The sequence below is a fragment of the Paenibacillus sp. FSL E2-0178 genome, assembly GCF_038593005.1.
Lineage (GTDB): Bacteria > Bacillota > Bacilli > Paenibacillales > Paenibacillaceae > Paenibacillus_AQ > Paenibacillus_AQ phytohabitans.
Genome location: NZ_CP151953.1, coordinates 761467 through 781733 on the forward strand (window position 1 = coordinate 761467; position 20267 = coordinate 781733).

General features: G+C 51.7%; 17 protein-coding genes. 2 read left to right on the forward strand and 15 right to left on the reverse strand.

Annotated elements, in window-relative coordinates:
* Positions 1-23: 23 nt before the first annotated feature.
* The 6 genes from MHI42_RS03140 to MHI42_RS03165 form a co-directional block, all read right to left on the reverse strand.
* The gene (locus MHI42_RS03140; RefSeq protein ID WP_336100224.1) at positions 24-923 is read right to left on the reverse strand and encodes a carbohydrate ABC transporter permease; all 900 of its coding nucleotides are present in this window, start codon (positions 921-923) and stop codon (positions 24-26) included.
* 76 nt (positions 924-999) lie between these two features.
* Entirely contained in the window at positions 1000-1962 is a 963-nt protein-coding gene (locus MHI42_RS03145) for an ABC transporter permease subunit (RefSeq protein ID WP_342422742.1), read from the reverse strand.
* A 141-nt stretch (positions 1963-2103) separates the two neighbouring features.
* Entirely contained in the window at positions 2104-5106 is a 3003-nt protein-coding gene (locus MHI42_RS03150) for a glycosyl hydrolase (protein WP_342422743.1), read from the reverse strand.
* A gap of 158 nt (positions 5107-5264) precedes the next feature.
* Positions 5265-7517 (reverse strand): hypothetical protein, encoded by a 2253-nt coding sequence (locus MHI42_RS03155; RefSeq protein ID WP_342422744.1) that lies wholly within the window; start codon positions 7515-7517, stop codon positions 5265-5267.
* A gap of 743 nt (positions 7518-8260) precedes the next feature.
* The gene (locus MHI42_RS03160) at positions 8261-8560 is read right to left on the reverse strand and encodes an antibiotic biosynthesis monooxygenase (protein WP_342422745.1); all 300 of its coding nucleotides are present in this window, start codon (positions 8558-8560) and stop codon (positions 8261-8263) included.
* A gap of 93 nt (positions 8561-8653) precedes the next feature.
* Positions 8654-9664 (reverse strand): NADP-dependent oxidoreductase, encoded by a 1011-nt coding sequence (locus MHI42_RS03165; RefSeq protein ID WP_342422746.1) that lies wholly within the window; start codon positions 9662-9664, stop codon positions 8654-8656.
* A 119-nt stretch (positions 9665-9783) separates the two neighbouring features.
* On the opposite strand from MHI42_RS03165, the gene MHI42_RS03170 reads away from it, so the two are divergent.
* Entirely contained in the window at positions 9784-10353 is a 570-nt protein-coding gene (locus tag MHI42_RS03170) for a TetR/AcrR family transcriptional regulator (protein ID WP_039292705.1), read from the forward strand.
* Positions 10354-10574: 221 nt separating this feature from the next.
* Here the strand turns inward: MHI42_RS03170 and MHI42_RS03175 are convergent, their stop codons facing one another.
* The 7 genes from MHI42_RS03175 to MHI42_RS03205 all read right to left on the reverse strand — a co-directional run bounded on the left by MHI42_RS03175 (position 10575) and on the right by MHI42_RS03205 (position 18360).
* Complete coding sequence (locus tag MHI42_RS03175) at positions 10575-11252, reverse strand: ABC transporter ATP-binding protein (RefSeq protein ID WP_042236243.1); 678 nt, start codon at positions 11250-11252, stop codon at positions 10575-10577.
* The gene (locus tag MHI42_RS03180; RefSeq protein WP_342422747.1) at positions 11249-12373 is read right to left on the reverse strand and encodes an ABC transporter permease; all 1125 of its coding nucleotides are present in this window, start codon (positions 12371-12373) and stop codon (positions 11249-11251) included. Before MHI42_RS03180 ends, MHI42_RS03175 begins: the two co-directional genes overlap by 4 nt.
* 173 nt (positions 12374-12546) lie before the next feature.
* Positions 12547-13911, reverse strand: a complete 1365-nt coding sequence (locus MHI42_RS03185; protein ID WP_342422748.1) for a HAMP domain-containing sensor histidine kinase — start codon at positions 13909-13911, stop codon at positions 12547-12549.
* 17 nt (positions 13912-13928) lie between these two features.
* Entirely contained in the window at positions 13929-14606 is a 678-nt protein-coding gene (locus MHI42_RS03190) for a response regulator transcription factor (protein ID WP_342422749.1), read from the reverse strand.
* A gap of 72 nt (positions 14607-14678) precedes the next feature.
* The gene (locus MHI42_RS03195; RefSeq protein ID WP_342422750.1) at positions 14679-15512 is read right to left on the reverse strand and encodes an SDR family oxidoreductase; all 834 of its coding nucleotides are present in this window, start codon (positions 15510-15512) and stop codon (positions 14679-14681) included.
* A 2-nt stretch (positions 15513-15514) separates the two neighbouring features.
* Complete coding sequence (locus tag MHI42_RS03200) at positions 15515-16066, reverse strand: MarR family transcriptional regulator (RefSeq protein WP_342422751.1); 552 nt, start codon at positions 16064-16066, stop codon at positions 15515-15517.
* 1103 nt (positions 16067-17169) lie between these two features.
* Positions 17170-18360, reverse strand: a complete 1191-nt coding sequence (locus MHI42_RS03205; protein WP_342424676.1) for a metallophosphoesterase — start codon at positions 18358-18360, stop codon at positions 17170-17172.
* 201 nt (positions 18361-18561) lie between these two features.
* Between MHI42_RS03205 and MHI42_RS03210 the strand changes: the two genes are divergently transcribed.
* Positions 18562-19197, forward strand: a complete 636-nt coding sequence (locus MHI42_RS03210; protein ID WP_342422752.1) for a hypothetical protein — start codon at positions 18562-18564, stop codon at positions 19195-19197.
* Between the two features lie 40 nt (positions 19198-19237).
* On the opposite strand, the gene MHI42_RS03215 is transcribed toward MHI42_RS03210, so the two are convergent.
* Positions 19238-19654 carry an HIT family protein gene (locus MHI42_RS03215; RefSeq protein ID WP_342422753.1) on the reverse strand — a complete coding sequence of 139 codons (417 nt, stop codon included), beginning with the start codon at positions 19652-19654 and terminating at the stop codon, positions 19238-19240.
* 67 nt (positions 19655-19721) lie between these two features.
* On the reverse strand, positions 19722-20135 hold the full coding sequence (locus MHI42_RS03220; RefSeq protein ID WP_081969990.1) for a bacteriohemerythrin: 414 nt from the start codon (positions 20133-20135) through the stop codon (positions 19722-19724).
* Positions 20136-20267: the final 132 nt, after the last annotated feature.

The window sequence follows — 20267 nt, forward strand, 5'->3', positions numbered from 1 at the left end:
CATGTGAGTTCAAGAAATCTGCGCTACTCTTTCAAGGAACCGATGAGTACCCCTTTGACAAAATATTTTTGCAGAAACGGATACACCATAATGATCGGCAGCGTTGCCACCATAGTGGTAGCCATAATCAGCGACTTGGTGGTGACAGACTGCACCAGAGCCAGACGGTCCTGGGCTGCTGCATTGCCGACGGACTGAAGCTGATCGGTCACAATATTGGAGCTCAGGATCTGCTTCAGCAGCGTCTGGATCGGAATCAGGCTGGGATCGTTAATATAAATGCTGGCTGAGAACCAGTCATTCCAGTGATAGACGGCGGTAAAAAGGGAAAGTGTGGCCACGACGGGACCTGATATGGGCAGGACGATGCGGATCAGCACACCGATATGGTTGCAGCCGTCAATCCGTGCCGACTCCGCCAGTCCCGCCGGCAGGCCAAGAAAGAAGGTCCGAAAAATAATCATATTATAAACACTGATTAACCCGGGAATAACGAGAACCCAAAAGGTGTCCATCATGCCAAACTCCCGCAGCAGCAGAAAGGTAGGAATTAAGCCGCCGCTGAAATACATTGTAATGATGCAGAAGACCATATAGAACCTGCGCCCGATCAGCTCATGACGCGATAGCCCGTAAGCCAGAATAGCTGTGAACAGCACGGACAGGATCGTTCCGGTCAGCGTTCTCAGAATGGATATCATGAACGCCTGCCCGATCCGGCTGTCCTGAAAGACGACCTCATAGTTATCAAACGTTGGGACCCGGGGCCAGAACGTGATGCCACCCAGCGATGTATCCGAGCCCATATTGAAAGAGATAATCAGGGAATTCCAGAAGGGATACAGGGTGACGAAGCCCAGCAGGATCAGAACGATATAAATGAACAGCTGCAGCACTTTATCCCCCGTTGACAGCTTCATCATAACCTGTAACCCCTTTCCCCGCAGCGTCTGATTTCATGAACATTTCTGCATCTATACCGCTTTGATGCTTCTTCGCTCACCATAGGCTGGAGCCCATTTTTCTGGCTGCCTTATTGGCCAGTGCCAGTAGTGTTACACTGACAACTGCCTTGAACAACCCTGCTGCTGCCGCGTATGAGAAGCGGTTATTCAGAATCCCCATCCGGTACACATAGGTATCGATCACATCCGACACATCACGGAGAATCGGATTGGTGGCCAGAATGAGAATATCTTCAAACCCGGCGTAAAGAATATTGCCCACCGCCAGAATCATGAAGATGATAATGACGGGCCTGATACAAGGCAGTGTGATCAGCTGGATCTGCTTGAATCTCCCCGCCCCGTCGATGGAAGCGGCTTCATACAGATGCGGATCAATTCCGGCAATGGCAGCCAGATAGACAATGGCGGCAAACCCCATCTCCTTCCACATCCCCGTCCCTACGAGAATGCCCCAGAAATATTCAGGCACAGACAGAAAGCTGATCGGTTCAGATGTCAGATTCAGGCTCATCAGCAGCATGTTAACGCTTCCATTATCAGTCGACAGCATCGAGCCTACGAAACCGCCGACGATCACCCACGAGAGAAAATGCGGCAGATAGCTGACGGTCTGCACGACCCGCTTGAACATTATACTCCGGACCTCATTCAGCATCAGTGCCAGCAGTATCGGTGCCGGGAAGCCGAAGCAGAGCTTCAGCAGACTGATCACCATCGTGTTGCGCATGACTCTCCAGAAGTCCGGGGAATTGAAGAAAGCTTCGAAATGCTTCAGCCCCACCCATGGGCTGTGTAGAAATCCGCCGAACAGCTGATAATCCTGGAAAGCCATTAGAACTCCGTACATGGGCAGGTAACTGAAGATGAAAATGAAGATCATAGCCGGCACAACCATCAGTTGAAGATCCCACTGCCTGATCCAGCCGGTCCACCAGGATACCCGGCTCCCTTCCTTACGGATATGCAATCTCCGCTCGATTTCCACATTGGTCATCCTTCCTGTTTCTTTGCTTTACACCTTCATTCTATGATCTCCAGGAAGGAGCTACCAGTAGCGCAGACAACGAAAACTGTGGTCCAGCAACGGAGATTTTTTCCGGATCACTCCGGCTGGTTTGAGTTAGTTACAGTGGGCTTATTCTTCCTCCACCGGTAATTTGATAGCTTTTACATCGTCTATATACAGTGTTCCGCTGCCCTGTGTCCCGCTGCCTTGGGCAATATAGAATGCGAACTCTTTAATGGAACCCAGATCGATGACGCCGTTGCCGCCGGTAGACCAGCCGGGCCGCAGGAATTCGGTAAAAGGAATGCTAACAAGCACTGGCGTTGTGCCTTGAACCGGAATACTCGCTTCCCATACCTCACCGTTCGTCTCATGAAACTGAACCGCAAGCTGCCGGTTCGAGCCATCCGGCTGCAGCCAGAAGGAGATGGCTTCCATCCCCGGCCATTCCTTGCCCATGCTGCGGTATAACCCCGCATAGCCGGGATTTCCTACCGTATAGTCCAGCTTAAGCCCGTAGGTACCGCTGTTCAGATGGTAAGTGTCCAGCGTGACCGTTGCCAGGTTACCAGAGACATTCCGCTGCCATTTGGCACGCAGGCTGCTGTTCGAGCTGCCATACTGCTCGAAATCATCAATGAGATAACTGTCCGCAGGCGGCGGCACATACGGGCCGTTGCCTGTTTCGCCGTTATGGAGCGAACGCGGATTGCTATAGAGCGCTTGAATGGCACTGAGTGAATTTTTGTCGGTCAAATATTGCGACCAGGTCATGAAATACGCATACCGGGGCTGCTTCTCCATCAGCATATCCATGTCCGGCAGCTCCCCGTTCTCCCCGATAGCAATCGGTCTGCCGCCGCTAAGCTGCACAAGCTTGTTATAATACGTATCCCGGTAATCGTTGTTATAGATATCCATCGCCAGCACATCTACGGCATCATGACCGGGATAATAAGGAGCCGAATCATAGGCCCATGAGCTCTCGGCATTCGGGCTCCATACCCAGATCAGATTATCCAGACCATGCAGATGGGTGAAACGGTCATACATATTGTCCCACAGCTGCCTGAACAGCTCCGGCCGCGCGCCCCACCAGAAGAATTCGGCATTCATCTCATGATACGGCCGCCACAGCACCGGAATGTCTTCGTCTCTCAGCTGGGCAAGATATTCTGCAACTTCATCCACTTGAGCGGCCCACTGATTGTAGAGTGCAGTCCCCGGAGTAACAATCTCCGTCATCTGAGCTGCCGTTACATCTCCTGTGACACTTTCCCACCCTGCGGTGGCAGAATCCATTGGACGGGGCTCATGGTACGTCAGGGTAATGATGCTGCCCGCATGACCTTGGGCAATTGCCTCGTCAATCATGCCCTGGCGCAGGGCGCTGAAATCCCCGCCGGTATAATAGGCGAAATCCGAACCCCAGATCGCCGGATAATATCCGGTCAATTCTGCTGCCGTATCATACCAAAGGGATGGCGCTTCGTAATAGTTATGCTGCCCCGTGTACACAGCATTGCCGACCGTGGCATAGAGCCGGTCCAGAAGAGACTCCGCTTCCTCCGACGCTCCAGGATTCACCGGGAACATCTTGCCGGTAGTGAGCTCCAGTGAACTCGCCGCTGACACTGCCGTCCCTTCGCTGACTGCTGTCACCTTCACCTCATAGAGACTCTCAGGTGACAGACCTTCCAGCTTATAGGCATACAAGGATTGACCAGGAACATAAGGCACCGTTATACTGCTCCATTCAGTATCCGCCGTCTTTTTGAAGGTAATGCTATAATTCTTCACACCAAAAGGACCCGTAGCCGCCAGCCACTCCAGATCTGCGGACACACCATCAGCAAGGTTCACGGTAAACCCTGCTGGCGCCCCAGGTGCAAGGTCCTCTGGAAGCTCCGGCAGCTTGCCGATATATACCTGATCCAGGAACTGATCCGTCCCTGTCTGATTCATTGCTGTCAGCTGTATATATTCGGTGGTACCTGTTGTCCGCAGCTGATTCTCCGAGCGTACCCATACCGAAGCAGTATTTGTGATCAGCGGATGCTCAGTTTCAGAGGATTCCTGATAGACACTGAGGCTTACGGTAGATGCTTGCGGGGGTACAGCTGCTGACCTGGTCCAGTAGGAAACCAGATAAGAGTCTTCCCCGTACACAGGAATCTCCTCGCTTCTGATTGCCGAATTGCCCGTCAGGCGCGCCGCATATTGTCCAGCGTATGTTCCGTAGGTTGTTGTCTGCACTGTTTCCGTTTCGGTCCACGGGCTGATCGAAGCCGTTTCGAAACCGCCGTTAGTGAGCAGATTCACGCCCGGTGTCGCCTCCATGCCCATCACAGCACCGGATGTATTGCCGGCCGTATCTCTGGAACGCAGCATAATGGCATACACAGAGAATGGATCAAGATTCTGCAAAGTATAGGTGTATGATGTGACGGTCTCCTGATGGGGAACCGATAAGGTATTCCAGCCGGAGTCTTCTGTTTTTTTGTAGGACAGCTGGTAAGATTCGACCGCCATATCATCTGTAGAGCCCGCCCAGGTCAGCTTAAGTGAATCCGGCTCATGCTCGGCTGTCCAGGTTCCGGGAGTTGACGGCCGTTCAATATCTACATTCTCCCGGATCACCGCATCGTCAATGTAGTAATCTTTGCTGGTGCTGTTCCAGAAGGAGAAGCGGATATACTGCACCCCGGGAGCCGGTGTGTACAGCAGCTGCTTGTACTCCCACTGGGTCGAACCGGAGAAATAGAGATATTGCTTCGTCTGCTGACTGCCGAAGGCATCCAGATCGATCGCCGCACTCGTCACTCCCGTTCCTGCGAATTTGACCCACAAGCCTACCCTGTAGGTTTTACCTTCCTGCACTGCTACGGACGCAGATGCCCCGCCTGTATTCCGCTTTACCTGAAGACTCTTCGCGCCACCATGCTTCTCGGCGGTTGTCACCACCGGACTCCCCCATTTCTCCCACGACACATCTCCCGCTTCGAAGCCGGGATTTCCAAGCAGATTCTCCCCTGCCGAATAAGATACCGCTGGCGGCAGGAGAATTGATGCAACAAACAGAGCGAGGGCCAGGCAACCATGCAACCATTTTTTGCTCGTTCGTGCAGCCACTTTGTTCAGTCCTCCATTTGAATAGAGCCGGATTATATTCGATGATTACATCGTCCGGCCCATCAAATGTAAGCGTTTTCCTTGAGACTCAACAAGAACCCGCAGCAACGAAAACTGTGTTTCAGCAATGACAACGCAGTTAAAAGCAGCAATACCCGCTACAGGCTGATTGTCCCGCGGAAAGCACCGTTGCCGCAGGTGACGGCAAGCACTTGTCTGACCTCACAATCAAGCGCAATCCCCTTCCAGCGGACAGCTCCAAGCGGGGCATGCTCCCACTCCTCCCAGGTATCTCCCCCATCCCGGCTCCAGGCCATTTCAGATTCTGTGCAGGTCCTGACCATCGGTTCGCTGGCCGATATCAGCACATCCTCTCCGTGTTCACCCCGCCCAACACAGAGTGCTGATACATTGAAGAGCTTGCCTGCCATAACCGGAAACAGCTTGTGCCAGCTCTGTCCGCCGTCACTGCTGCGCCATAGCCCTTCCGAAATAAACCCCGCATAGATTGTCCCCGGACAGGAGGGAGAGTACGCCACTGAGCTCAGTACTGAAGCCGGGCCGCCAAGCTGAAAAGGAAGCCCCTCTCCTATGAAATCCCAGGTGTCACCATGGTCTGAGGATTGCCAAATCCCCTCCGTGGCTTCTCCGGCAATTAACTGTCCTGCCTGATGCGGATTCGTATCCATGAGCTGGTTGGACCCGCAGGCATTCTTGACCTGATAGACTACAACGGACAGCAGCTCGGCTTCAATCCAGCGCTTCTGATGCGGAAGTGTCTCCACATAAGCCGGAGGCCGAAAAGCTGTGCGGTCCCATGAAGTGCCGCCGTCCCGCGACCGGTAGATTCCTGCGCCTGCACTGACTGCCCCGTCCACATAGGCATAATAGATGCCCGGCTGATTGCCGTCCTCACGCAAAGCCTGCACGAATAACCCGGGACCCAGTGTTAGAGCTGCTCGGGCACGGTCTTCACCATCGCGGTATACAGCGATACAGGCTGTACGGCCGTGGCCGATGAGGCCGTACAGATACAATCCCGGATCTGCTGCGGAAATAACAGCCGCAGAGCTTCCGGAATAGCCGGACAGTCCGGGCAGACTGCGGAAGGAGAGACCGCCATCCTCAGTCACCTTCGGGGAATGATCCGCCATGGTTACACAGAACTTGCCGGGCTGCAGCTTATCTGCCACCACCGCTTCCATGCAGGTGGTCTCAAGCCCCCGGAACTGCCCGGCCCGCCAGGTCATTCCTCCATCCCCGCTGTAGGCTACCCCATACCAGTTGCAGAGATAGAGGCGGCCTGGTGTGAACCGGTCTACGATAATCTTGGAGATCGCCCAGCCGGCAGCAGAAGCCCGTGAACCTCCGTTAAAGCTGTCCATGTATGCCGGAAAGCCGCTTAAATCATTATCATTGTGATGATGCAGCAGCTTCCACCGCTCCGCGCCATCGTCTGAAACATACAGCGGTATCGGCGGAATGTCCTGCATCTGCGGGCGCAGATCAGGTGCAGTATACCAGCGCTCCGGGATATGCCAATCCTGGACAAGGGCCCCGTACCGCTGCTCTCCCTTCAGCAGACCTTCTCCGGCAGACTGCCAGGTCTGCCCTCCGTCTGCACTGCTCTTGATGCCGCCCCAGATGCAGGCGGCCAGCAGCCGCTGCGGGTCCCGGCTGTCGAATGACAGCCCGGCAAAGCTGGGACCTTCAACCAGCAGCTCCCACGATTGTCCCGAGTCACGGCTGAGATACAGCCTGCCCGCCTTCCCCCGCGGGCGGTCCTGCAGCAGTCCTAATATGCCGTACTCCCCCGGATCGGCATAATCCATATTCAGCTCCTCATCGCTGATCGTTCCGGCATATAACATACCCTGCTGATCCGGGTGAAAAGCTACACACCCGAAACGCTCCTCCGGAAGGCTGCTCTGCTCCCAGCTCTCTCCTTCATCCCTGCTGATCCAGAGTCCGCCGGTATACCCTCCGGCCGCTACAATACCGGGATGAACGGGATCTACGGCAATGACCTCCCCGTACATCCGGGTCGGCCCGTTGCCGTAGAAGCCCATCCCGCCGCAGACCTCATACCAGCTGTTCCCGCCATCTGCCGACTTGTGCACCGCGCCGTAGAAGGTCCTGCTCCTCACTTCGCCGCAGCAGCGGAACATCACCTCCGGGTGATGACAGCTAATGGCAAAGCTCTGCACCTGATGGTGGTAAGCCTGGGTCAACCCCCGGTTCAGGGTCTCCCAGCTCTCCCCGCCATCACTGCTGCAGAAGACGCCCGCCACATCACAGCGGGCATATAATACACGGTTGTCCGCCGGATGCTGCAGCAGGCCGGTAATATAACCGCCTCCGCCCAGCGCCGCCGGCAGCAAGACACCCGGCAGATTCAATGAATTTTCCATGTCAGCTTCTTCCCCCTCGCTTCAGTTCCTTTAAGCATAACTTGGAGCTGACCAGAGCGGCATCCCCGGCAGCAACGATATCTACCGCTGAACAAAGAATGTGAATCGCAGTACAAAGCTGCTGCTTCTTTTCCAAATTCATAATTGCCTAATTAAGGACAAAGTTACCTTACAAAACTCCATTCAGACTTATGCGGGAGCAGTATCCAGGGAAGCATATTGTATTCGGTTTTTCGCATACATCTGGCCCGATTACCTTCGCAGAAGCACATTGTATTCGGTTTTTCGCTTACATCTGGCCTGGTTACCTTCGTAGAAGCACATTGTGTTCGGTTTTTCGCATACATCTGGCCCTGTTGCCTTCACGGAAGCTCATTGTATTCGGTTTTTCGCATACATCTGGCCTGGTTACCTTCGCAGAAGCACATTGTGTTCGGTTTTTCGCATACTCGTCCTTCAGACGAATCTGCGGTTGGAAGAAAATAAAGTTGTAGACTGGCAGATGTTTCATTAAGCAAAAGGAAGTTATGTTTAAGGAGCCGATACTTTATTAATACAAAGCAGAAGGATCCGCCGCAGCGGATCCTTCTTACTTCTGTTGCCAAGAACAGCTCAAATCTCTTTTAGTAGTGGAAAATGAGACTAGTGCCCGCAATTGGATAAAAAGAGCCGAATGAGCGGGAAACTTCACGTTCTGTTCTTTACTGTTAGAGATTGGGGGAGTTCCCCGGTCTAAACAATTTTCACTCCATAAATGAGCGCTCGTTCGAGACGTCGTATTTTAGAATGTCCATTGTCATCCTGTTCCCCCACTTTTTCAAAAAAGGCGCTAACTCATGTCTTTCAACATGGGTGGTCAGCGATTCTTGATCTTGCCACCGCTGGACAGTCAGCATACGTCCGGTGCGTGCATCTTCCAAAGTAAAGGCATAAAACAGGCATCCCTTTTCAGCTCTGGTGCTGGAAACAACGGCCTGAACTTCTGCAGTGAACTCATTCACATCAGACGGATGTAGGTGAGCGTAACCCATGAGTATCATCATTGCTTTTCATCCTTTTCTTAACCAAGTGAGTAAATTGCTTCATAACTGATTCTCGTTCTGCTAGGAGAGTGATAATCGTTCGAGCTGCCATCCTTACACGATCGTGAGCACGATTTTTCCTTGAATGTGCCCACCGGATGCCCGCTCATGCGCCTTGCGAGCATCGGCGAGCGGGAAAGTACTATCAATGGCGACGCGAACCGTCCCGGCATCGAGTAAGCGTCCTAATTCCGCCAACTGCGGACCGTTTGAGCGCACCTGGGTCATTGATACCGTGATGCCCAGTTTCGCGGCTTCCTCAGCGTCAGAGAAGCCTATGAATACCGGGAACAAAGCTCCGCCCCGCTTGAGCGTGCGCAAGAATCGACCGGTTGTTGGACCACCAAGGGTATCGAGGACGAGATCAACTTCTTTGGCGATATCCTCAGGAGAGTTTTTGGTATAATCAATGAATTCGTCAGCACCAAGCCCGCGCAGGAATGACTCATGTTTACCCGATGCGACCGCGATGACATGCGCGCCCTGCCATTTAGCCAGTTGTACCGCTATATGCCCCACGCCGCCCGCAGCGCCATTGATGAGTACCGTCTTGCCCTTAAGCGGCACCGGACGATGCGGCTCCGGTTGAAACGGATTCGCTTCACTATGCCCCAGCTCAATCAGGAACTGCCATCCGGTGAGACCTGCCATTGGCGCTCCTGCAGCAAGCACGTGATCGATGCCAGCCGGTTTCAGCGCAAGATCTGATGCTGGTGCGGTGACGTACTCGGCATAAGCAGTGCTCTCCCCCATACTAGGAAAACGAACCATACCGAAAACTTCATCGCCGACGGAGAAGCCTTGCACATCCGTAGCTACCGCCTCGACGACGCCCGACACGTCCGACCCCAGAATCAAGGGAAAGGAGACCGCTGGCTGCCACTCAGGAGGAAGATCCTTATACCCTTCGCGCAAATACCAGTCAGGCGGATTGATGCCAACCGCGTGAACGCGGACCAGCACCTCACCTGGTTTCAGCTCGGGAAACGGCGCCTCCTCGTAACGCAGTACCTCTGGGCCGCCGAATTCATACTGGCGAATTGCTTTCATTGTATCTTTAGACATCTGGCTTTCTCCCTTCATGCAAATGAGTTATACTTACCAGAGCAGCGCTCCGTTTAAACGGATCACCGTTCCGTTTATGATTATACGGAGCACTGCTCCTATTGTCAAGGGGGATAACTATGCGATCAGATGCAAAGAAAAACTATGAGCACATACTGACAATCGCGAACGTCGTTGTAACTGAGCACGGCGCCGATGCCTCGCTGCGCGATATCGCACGCAGAGCTGGTGTCGGGCTCGGCACACTATATCGTCATTTTCCGACCAGAGAGGCGCTACTTGATACATTGCTCCGTGCAGGCTTCGACGAGTTGACCGTAAAGGCATGTGAGCTCGAAACTGCGGATTCACCCGGTGATGCACTTGTGTCTTGGCTACGTGAGGTCGTTACATTCACTGGGATCTATCAGGGTGTTGTGACAGTTATGGTTGAGGCTATGGAGGACACGGAGTCCGCACTCCACGCTTCGTGCGTCACGTTACGAGAGGCAGGTGCACGGCTTCTCGTTCGCGCTCAGTCCAGGGGACTTGCGCGTACCGACATGAACGGTGATGACCTGTTCGCGCTAGCTGCTGCACTTGCATGGCTCGGCGACCAGCCCTCGTCAGTGCCACGAGCTGAGCATGTTTTCAGTATTATTGTGAGCGCAATTCTAACGAATGGAGCGAGCAGCGATTTCAAGGCATAGCTGCGAACTTAGGTAGGTGGGATCCTTAGTCGAGGTTAGTTAAACAACAACAGCGGCAGAAGAAGACTTTATCTATGCAGTCTTCTTCTGCCGCTGCTTCATTTTATGGATCAGTCTAAAACTTAGTTGTCCACAACTGATGTACAGCATCTTCCTAACTAACAAAAAAAACCGAACCCCGTCTCCGGGATTCAGTCTCAACGATCCACTCAAATCATAACCTAGGCTTGAACCAGCACGCCATCCTCCAGATGAAGCACACGGTCGCACCACTCCAGCATGCGGTCATCGTGGGTTACCATAACGGCTGCCTTGCCTTCGCTCCGCACCTCGTCAGCGATCATCCGCACTACTTCTCTGCCGCGGCTGTAATCCAGACTCGCTGTAGGCTCATCTGCGAACAGGATAGCCGGTTTGTTCATCCACGCCCGGGCAATGGCCACACGCTGCTTCTCACCGCCGGACAGCTGCTCGGGATACTGATTGCGCCGCTCCCAGATTTCCAGACGCTTCAGTAGATAGGTTGCCCGAACCTTGGCTTCCTTCGTGGTGAGCTTGGCCAGCTTGGCAACATAGAGCAGCTGTTCCTCCACCTTCAGGAAAGGCAGCAGCTGTGCGCTCTGGAACATGAAGCCGATCTTTTGCAGCCTCAGCTCCGTCAAAGCCCCTTTGTCTTTGTCACGCAGCGATTCGCCATCTATGAAGATTTCCCCGCTTGTCGGGGTGAGCAGAGCACCGGCGGCAGAGAGAAAAGTGCTTTTGCCGGAACCCGAAGGACCCAGTACTGCTACGAATTCACCTTCGTTCACCGTAAAATCCAGGTTATTCAAAACAGTCATTGCCCCGTCTCCGTCCCCGTAGGTTTTGGTCACTTGCTTCATGATTAATTTGGCACTCATGCTCCAGTCCTCCCTATCGCTTCCAAGGCATCCACCTTGGCTACTCTTGCTACAGAAATCAGTGAACCCAGCAGCGACATTCCGATGAACAGCAAGCTGGTCAGAATCATCGTCTGCCCGTCCAGCTGGAACGGCATCGCATCCGGCAGCCCCATATTCATTCCGAACGTAAGCAGCAGGCTCAGTGCCAGACTGGCTACAGACAGAATCAGGACTTGGCCGACTACGCTCCAGGCTAAATAGGACATTTTGGTACCCATTGCCTTAAGAATACCGAACTGGCTGGTCTTCTGGATTGTGATGACGTAGAAGAATACAGCAAGTACAACTGCAGCAATAACGAACAGGAAGGCTATCATCATAAGCAGTGAATTCTGTTCAGCCGCATATCCGGGGACACTGGAAATCGCCTGTTTCTGGGTAATCACCTCTACCGCCTGCTGCTGTCCGGCAATTTCAGATGCCTGTGCAGAAGATACTTTTAGCGCGATAACGTTGTAAGGAGCATTGCCTGTGCTGTCTGAGCTGCCGCCCTGAACCGCCCCTTGCTTCATGGCCTGCCAATCCAGGTGGTTAATATATACCACCGGAGTGTGGCTGTATGAGCTGTCTTTCACAAAACCGCTAACCGTCCAGCTCATGCCTGTTGCCTGATCACTTATTGTACTGCCGATCGTGACACCGGACTCTTCCAGCTTCGAATCTACCACGGCACTCCCTAGAACTTCATTGGTGATTCCAGTACCTTCCGTCACTTCAGGAGCCAGCATCCCCGCCATATCTACGGCAAAAAAAGTAATGTCCGCCTTCACATCCGCATCGGCAGCTGTAATAGTACTGGTCTGCACTCCAAGCGGAGTTGCCTTCGCCTCCCCGGCTACCGCACGGGCTGCTGCAAGCTCTGATTCGCCTAACTGTGAACGTCTAAACGTATGGTCAGCGTCGCTCTGCACGACAAAATAATTCGCAGGCATATTCTCCAGTGCCGAGATATTCGCATAGGCAAGTCCTCTGGCCAATCCCGTTACGAACAGAACCAGAAACGAAACCAGCAGCATAATCACCATTATGAGGCTGTAGCGTGCTTTGGAATGCCTCATCTCCCGTAATGCCAAAAACATATAACCACTCCTTCTAATCTGTATATCCACAGTTTAGAGGATGAAAATGAACGGAGTATGAATAATGAATTACATTATACGGATTGAACTATAGACTTTCCAAAACTGATGTTATGCGCAGGCTGCGGTGAATGTTGGACTTCCGCTGCTTTCATCAGTTACTAAACGTCTGCTCAATCAATATATTGGCAGGGCAGGCAGACAGTAAAGGTAGTCCCTTCTCCAACCGTACTTGCCACCTCGATCGTACCGTTATGCGCCTGGATAATCTTTTGTGCAATGGCCAGTCCCAGCCCGCTGCTGTTGCTGTCACGGGTGCGCGCCTGATCGACTTTGTAGAACCGGTCGAAGATCATCGGCAGCTGCTCCGCAGGAATACCTTCACCGTTGTCCGCCACCGTTACGGTGCAGGTATGATCGTCTGCACGTGCTGCAATACTGATTGTGCCGCCCGCCGGAGTGTATTTCACGGCATTCGAGAGCAGGTTCATCCATACCTGATAGAGCAGGTTAGGGTCGCCTTCCAGTGTAATGTCAGCTACGTGCAGCCGGACCGCAAGCTCCTTCTCTGTAAGATGCCATTCCATAATCTGCATGACCTGGCGGAGCTGGGCACGGAGGTCGAAGCTTCGCTTCTGCAAGGCATGTTCTTCATAGTCGAGTGAGGATAACGTGAGCAGCTGCTTGCTGAGCACGGATAGCCGGCGGCTCTCTTCATCTATGATCGACAGGTACTCCAGCCTCTGGGGTTCGGGCAGTGCACCGTCTTTGAGCGCATGGGCAAAGCCCTGGATGGACGTCAGCGGGGATTCAATTTCATGCGAGACATTGGCGACAAATTCCTGACGCGCCCGGTTCGTCCGTTCCAGCTCACGGCTCATCGTCATGAAATGGGAGGCCAGCTGGCCGATTTCATCGCGCCGGGCGGTATATAATTTGATGTCGTACCTGCCTTTGGATATTTTGAGCGTAGCCTCGGTTAACCGCGTTATGGGCTTCACCACATGGAATACCGTAATGAGCATGAACCACAGGCTGAATAAGATAATGACGCCAATCAGCACGGCAAAAAAGATCCGCAGCTCCCCAAACTGCACCTCAGCATCCGGACGCATGAACAACGCATAAGTCTGTCCGGTGATCTGAACAGGAACACCAATCGAATTGCTGAGCTGATTATCGAAGAAGCCGGTGATAAATGCTGAGCTGGGGAAATTACCGACTCCGTGGTAAATCCCCCCCGCCAGCACCTTTTGCAGCGCTCCCTCTTGCAGGTCATTTTTGCGGAAAGGCAGGCCGTAGAATTGTTCATCGCCGTTGTCATTGGACAGATACATCTTGTACCCTAACGAGGCTGTACTCAGCAGATACTCTTCCACCGCATCCGGGTGGTCCTGAATGAACTGCTGCAAGCCGATGGCCATTTTGGTCAGCTTGGCATCGTTCTGCGGTTTGATTTTGGCCTGATAATAGAGATTGGAAACCAGGAACCCCAGTACACTGCTGATCACTATAACCGAGCAGAACACAATACTCATTCTTACGTACAGCGATCTCATGTGTTCACCATGTCCACTTTGTAGCCAATCCCGCGTACCGTGCGGATCGTGAAATCATTCTGGTAGTCGCTGAACCGCTGGCGCAGCCGTTTGATATGCACATCCACCGTCCGCTCATCCCCCTCATAATCCGCTCCCCAGACCCGTTCGATCAGCTCACTGCGCGAGAACAGCCGTCCGGGATATTGCGCCAGCTGGGCCAGCAGCTCGAATTCCTTCACCGGCAGCAAAAACACCTCATTCCCGTCACTGATCTCATAATTCTTACGGTCAATCACCAGTGAGTTCAGGCGGATTTTGTCATCAGAGGCAATCGAATAACGGCGGAACAGTGCCTTAATGCGGAACAGCAGCTCCTCCGGTTCAAAAGGCTTGGTCACATAATCATCCGTCCCGCGCAGATACCCCTGCTCCTTGTCGCTGAGCTGCTGGCGGGCCGTCAGGAGGATCACCGGAATATCGTAAGTTTCCCTTATGTACGAGCATAGCTCCAGGCCATCCATGTGCGGCATCATCACATCCACCACCGCGAGATCCACTGTCTGCTCCTGCATCAGAGTTACCGCTTCCCGGCCGTCGCCGGCTTCCAGGACATGATACCCCTCTCTCGTCAAAACATGCCGCAGCAGCGTGCGGATATGGACATCATCGTCGGCTACTATAATCTTTTTCAACTGTAAGCTCTCCCTCCGGGCTTGCCGAATTCAATGACATCATACTAGCAACAAACCATTCTCAAGACAAGCCTATGAACCTTCACCCGCCCTTGTGAGAAAAGGCATAATGCTCTCCTTCAGCGGTGTGACAGGACGCCCCATTAGCCGTTCCAAATCCCCGGAAGTGGAGGAGGTATCCAGCTTGCTCATAAAAGCGTAGATCCAGTGCTGAACTGCGGCATCCTGACGGTGCACCACCGGCTTCCCGGCAACCCCGGTTAATACTTCAGCCAGATCTGCAAAATCCCAGGTATGTGCAGCGGCAAGCTCATAAATATGATTGCCTGCCTCACCTTCACTAAGCACAGCCGCTGTTGCCAGCGCAAGGTCTCCACGTGTTACCGAATTGAACTTCCATTCACCCGGAGCGGTAATCAATTCCCCGCTGGTCAGAGCTTCCTTCAGCCCCAGCACTCCTACGAAATCAATGTATAGGGCATTGCGCAAAAAGGTATATTCCAGTCCGGACTCTATAATCGCCTGCTCGGTTAATGTGTGCACATTGTCCGGCTTGCTCTGCTCTGATCTCTGCCGGGGAAAAGCAAAACCCGTATAGAGAATATGCCCGACCCCGCTTCGCTTAGCAGCATCAATAACCCGCTTGTGCTGGGTCAGACGGACGGCGTCATCCGTATTCGAGCTGGAGATTAGCAGCAGCCGGGATATCCCGCGAAAGGCTTCGTCCAGCCATTCCGTCACATCGTAATCGGCATAACGGACTTCTACGCCTTGCTCCCGGAGATACGCCGCCTGCTCAAGCTTCCGTACTCCGGCTACAATCTGTTCTGCGGGGATACGGCTGCGCAAATTTTCTATGATCAGACTTCCCAATTGTCCTGTGGCGCCAGTAATCATTATCTTCATTATTAACTCTCTCTTGTATGTTCGCTCAATTTGTTCAGCAGACCCAGCAGCTGGTGCAGCTCCGTATCCTCCAGACGCTTCATCACGCCGGCAACAGCTTCCCGGTTTCCAGGCAGCTGTTCAGACAGAAGGGCGCGGCCAGCTTCGGTAATCGAAATCACCGTCTTGCGGCCATCCTTGGCATGATCCGCACGGGAGATATAAGCGTCTTTCTCCAGCGGAGTGAGCAGCAGGCTGATATTGGCTTTGGTTACACCGATTCTCTCTGCGAGCAGCGAAGGGAGTACCGTTCCCCCGTGCTTCGCAATCTCAACCAGTACGCGGATTCTTGCCCCGTTCAGCCCTTGAGCCTGCCAGTATTTCTCAGATACGGCTACTGCGGTTGCTGTCGCTCCCACCATCGCGAAGAAAACCTCATTGTGGAGCGGCAGCTCCAGCACATACTTTTGCAGGGCATCCATCCGATCATCCTTTAGTTCTTCCTTTAGTTCTTCCATTTGTTCATCTTCATCCATTTGTTCATCCTCCATCCGAGCGCCTATTCCTTCATTCATTCGTCCATTCATTCGTCCATTCATAGAATCATCCCTCTGTTCGTTCAATTGTTCGTCGGCAGGTTTATTCATTCGATCGCTCATTTTGATCACCTATTCTATCATTCGAAGTTCCGTCCATAACGCCCTTTAACGAGATATGACGCCTCATAACGAGAAATATCGCCCCTTAACGAGACATAACACCCCTTAACGCCTCTTAATGCCGCAAGCTCAATTTAGTTAATGGCTTAACTATATTTATATAGAGATTAACTCAACCAGCTCTTATTGTCAAAATGTTGCATCAGAGCACCCCCGGCAGGTGTGGGTTTATACTAAAAGCCATTAAAGACATATAGTTTGGATGTGCGTTTGTGTCGGCGTTTGTATGGGCGTTTGTATGGGCGTTTGTGTGGGCGTTTGCATGGGCGTTTGCATGGGCGTTTGTATGGGCGTTTGTATGTGCGTTTGTATGGGTGTTTGTGTGTGCGTTTGGACACGCGGTCTTGGTACTAGCTAGTTTGATCATACGTTTTCAGTACTTGGTTGGTTAGGCATTTGGTTGGGATTGGGTTGGGATTGGGTTGGGGGATTCATTCGGATCTTGCGCAGGATTACTGGTGATTTAACCGGACTAAGCCTGGAATGTTGTACTAAATGCAAGATTTTTTCTTTATTTACTTGGAAAATTGGTTATTGTTGTACTATTTACAACAATTCTTACGATTCAGCGGGTTATCGGACTGAATTGTTGTATTTTGTGCAAGATTCCCGGTAAATTAGCGAGATCGAATTTGAATTGTTGTACTTTCTGCAGGATTTCCCTCGCTTGATGAGATCAGGCCTGCTTTGTCCCACTTTTCGCATAACATAAAACCCCCTATCCTTCAGTCGAAGGTAGGGGGCATGGCGGAAGGCACACGGATTACGTCAAAAGGTACAAGTTACGGTAGATGGTACAGTTACAGTAGATGGTTCAGATCCGGTAGATGGTACAGTTACCGTAGATGGTACACATCCGATAGATGGTTCAGTTCCAGTAGACGTTACAGTCACGGAAGATGGTTCAGAACACAGTAGCTGGCTCACGTACAATAATGTTGCCTCCACTAGACGATCCTTTAGATCAATACCGCCTTAGCCGTTGAAGTCACTGGTTCTTCGTTGTAGCTCATGCTACCCTCCAGAACAACCTCCAGCTTGATCAGCTCAGAGCGGCTGGCCAGACGGATCGGCGGTCCCCAGGTTCCGTAGCCGGAGGAGACAATGACATGCAGCTTGTCTTTGAGCAGATAACCCCAGTCCAGCTCGAACAGGCGTCTCGTAATCCAGTGATTCGGAGCAATCTGCCCGCGGTGGGTATGTCCCGACAGCAGTACATCCACTCCAGCCCGCGCAGCAAGCTCGAAGCCGGTCGGCTGATGATCCATCATAATAATCGGCTTCGTGCGGTCAAGTCCGTCCAGCAGCGCCTCTACACTGAGCCTTCCGCCCGCTTCCATCGCCTCCGCCGTCTTATCTTTGCGGCCCACAACATATACTCCCGAGGTTTCCACAACCTCATCCTGCAGAACTTTAATGCCGATGTTCTTCATCACTTCAGTGTACTGTGCAATCGACCCGCCATAATACTCATGATTCCCCAGCACAGCATAGACCCCGTAACGTGCCTTAAGCTGCTTCAGCTGCTGGTCCATTCCATTGCGGATAAAAGGTTCAATGCTGTCATCCAGCACATCTCCGGCCAGAAGCACGATATCGGGATTCATCGCATTAATCTCCGTGACCATCCGGCGTAAATGGCGGTTCCCGACAATGTTGCCCAGATGCAGGTCAGAGGCAACCGCTACCGTCAGCGGAACGCTGGTTCCGATAGACTTATCGACTTTCAGTCTGTGGCTCCGCACCACTGTACTCCAGGCATTGCGTGAACCCCATAGCAGGAATACGGTAAGCAGTGCCAGTACGGTAGCTCCAGCTTCGGTAACAAACGCCGAGAGGCCCACACCGGTGAGCGCCAGCACTCCATATACCAGATCGGTCAACGGCAGCAGAATCACGGCAAACTCCATACAGGCCAAATAATAGGAGCCGACCACCTTGAACAACCGGCCAACCGGCTTAAGCGCCTTCGGCAACGGAACTCTGCCAATAATATAAGAGAAGGCAATCACAAGAAAGACAGGCCAGTAAGCAGCAGCATGAATACCCGGCAGCCATTCCTGGAGCAGAACCCACAGATGCCATCCAATGTAGAAATTAACAAGTCCAAGCACAAGAAGCATGATAATTCCCGAAGCCAGCATGCGCATGTTTTTCACCCTATTCACTCCCTTAAGGTAAGTTTCTATAATATCTACTTCAGATCATATCACAAAGTATTAGTAAGGAATAAATTGTGCTCCGCTACTATGAAAAATCTTAGATAGATGCAGGAACCACGCATAGTAAAAACGAATCCGTTCTATGTAACAGTTGAGTAACTATTTAGGTTAAGCGGGAGAAAGGTGAGGATGTCCTTGGATCACTCTTTTAAGATTTCGTTTAGTATTTATTCAAAGATTTCTCTATTCATTTCATTATTAATTCTGGTTGTCGTATTAACCGGCAGTGATTCAAATGCAAATATACAAACCACTCCAATAGAGCTTAACAAAAGCTCCGTTTCAAATATCCCCTATTCCATTCGTTCGAGCATGTCTTTTGCATTTCATAAGGCAGAAATTGAGAAGCAATTGGGAAAAGCCGATATCACCAGACGCATGAAAGGCTATTCCTATGAAATACGCAATGTTTCTGACGGCAGCCATATTTTTGTTATGTATATGAGAAGCAACTATGTTTCTAACGTATGGAGATTAACGCACTTGTTAAGTCAGGACAGCTTTAGCAAGATTAATATCGGAGAAAGTACACTAAGCGATGTGGGAAAAATTGATCCCTACTTCATGGAGTTTAATTACTCTGATCAGCAAAAGATGGCAACGAGTGAACATAAGCTAGACGATGATGGAGTAATGATTATTAGCTATACATATAGCAATAACGCTTGGGTTGTTGATTCGATCGAGCACACCAAACAAGATCCGTCAGCGTTTGCTGCAAAACTTCTGCCTGAGGATAAAGAATTGCTGCTGGTAGATTATTAAGCTGTGTACGCACAGTAAAAAAGAGCCCAACGGGCTCCTTTTAAACTTCACTGAACGCTTTCAGAATTTTTGCTTTAGTCTCCTTTAGCCGTGTCTCTGCACGATCCGGGTGCAAGGGCTCACTCCAGGCCAATCCGTCACCCTCGTAGCGTGGAACAACATGCATATGGTAATGGGTCAGATCATTAAATTTACCGCCGTCAGCACAAATTCTGATTCCGTCCGGTTTGTACAGGCTTTTGAGCAGCGCAGTCACCTTCTGCGAAGCATCCATAACCGCATGCGCGGTTTCCGGGTCCAGCTCGTCAGTATCCAGGTAATGCTTTTTAGGTAGGATCAGGGTATGCCCTTCATTAAACGGAGCGATATCAAGTACACAGGTTACATACTCATTCTCGTAAATAATGTTGAGGTCTGGTTCAATACCATTAGCGATTCTGCATCCCAGGCAATCCATATTGCGCCTCTCTCCCCTCTAAAAAAAGAAAATGCCCTGCGGCATCTTCGTGTTCCGGATTATGTAGTTAAACGGCTTTGTTACCTTTTGCAGCGATGCAGTCCCCGATCAGCTTGTCACATTTGTGAATATGATTAATCAGCCAGTCAGTCAAAGTACGGTTAAGCTTGATTGTTGACAATACGGATACGCCTTTGGTCTTAATGCTCTCTTCCAGATCCAGAACGGTCTGTACGAATTCAGCATGCGTCTTCTGGTGTTCTGTCAGTTCAGGGAAGTCGATGTCCTTCATCAATTGCTCTTCACTGCCGAAATGCTCCACGGTGTAGTCCTTAAGGAACTTCAGTGTTTCTTCGATCTTCTCTTTGCCCTGCTGGTTGGTACACGCTTCAAAAAAGTCATTCAGCTTCACAAGCAGCTGTCTGTGCTGGCAGTCAATCTTCTCTACTCCGATGTCATATGAATCCTTCCAGTTAATCATTGACTCACCTTACCCTTTTCCATAAATTACATAATGAAAAGCATAATTCATTGTCCGCTTTTCCGCATAAAACTTCTATTAACAACATCACACGACAGCAGAAAACAAATTTCTGCGGAATTGACGTTGCAG

Excerpts from the sequence above, each read along its gene's own strand:
- MHI42_RS03140 (WP_336100224.1), bottom strand. The coding sequence starts at position 923 with ATGATGAAGCTGTCAACGGGGGATAAAGTGCTGCAGCTGTTCATTTAT.
- MHI42_RS03145 (WP_342422742.1), bottom strand. The coding sequence starts at position 1,962 with ATGACCAATGTGGAAATCGAGCGGAGATTGCATATCCGTAAGGAAGGG.
- MHI42_RS03155 (WP_342422744.1), bottom strand. The coding sequence starts at position 7,517 with ATGGAAAATTCATTGAATCTGCCGGGTGTCTTGCTGCCGGCGGCGCTG.
- MHI42_RS03160 (WP_342422745.1), bottom strand. The coding sequence starts at position 8,560 with ATGATGATACTCATGGGTTACGCTCACCTACATCCGTCTGATGTGAAT.
- MHI42_RS03165 (WP_342422746.1), bottom strand. The coding sequence starts at position 9,664 with ATGTCTAAAGATACAATGAAAGCAATTCGCCAGTATGAATTCGGCGGC.
- MHI42_RS03170 (WP_039292705.1), top strand. The coding sequence starts at position 9,784 with ATGCGATCAGATGCAAAGAAAAACTATGAGCACATACTGACAATCGCG.
- MHI42_RS03175 (WP_042236243.1), bottom strand. The coding sequence starts at position 11,252 with ATGAGTGCCAAATTAATCATGAAGCAAGTGACCAAAACCTACGGGGAC.
- MHI42_RS03180 (WP_342422747.1), bottom strand. The coding sequence starts at position 12,373 with ATGTTTTTGGCATTACGGGAGATGAGGCATTCCAAAGCACGCTACAGC.
- MHI42_RS03185 (WP_342422748.1), bottom strand. The coding sequence starts at position 13,911 with ATGAGTATTGTGTTCTGCTCGGTTATAGTGATCAGCAGTGTACTGGGG.
- MHI42_RS03195 (WP_342422750.1), bottom strand. The coding sequence starts at position 15,512 with ATGAAGATAATGATTACTGGCGCCACAGGACAATTGGGAAGTCTGATC.
- MHI42_RS03200 (WP_342422751.1), bottom strand. The coding sequence starts at position 16,066 with ATGAATGAAGGAATAGGCGCTCGGATGGAGGATGAACAAATGGATGAA.
- MHI42_RS03205 (WP_342424676.1), bottom strand. The coding sequence starts at position 18,360 with ATGCGCATGCTGGCTTCGGGAATTATCATGCTTCTTGTGCTTGGACTT.
- MHI42_RS03210 (WP_342422752.1), top strand. The coding sequence starts at position 18,562 with ATGTCCTTGGATCACTCTTTTAAGATTTCGTTTAGTATTTATTCAAAG.
- MHI42_RS03215 (WP_342422753.1), bottom strand. The coding sequence starts at position 19,654 with ATGGATTGCCTGGGATGCAGAATCGCTAATGGTATTGAACCAGACCTC.
- MHI42_RS03220 (WP_081969990.1), bottom strand. The coding sequence starts at position 20,135 with ATGATTAACTGGAAGGATTCATATGACATCGGAGTAGAGAAGATTGAC.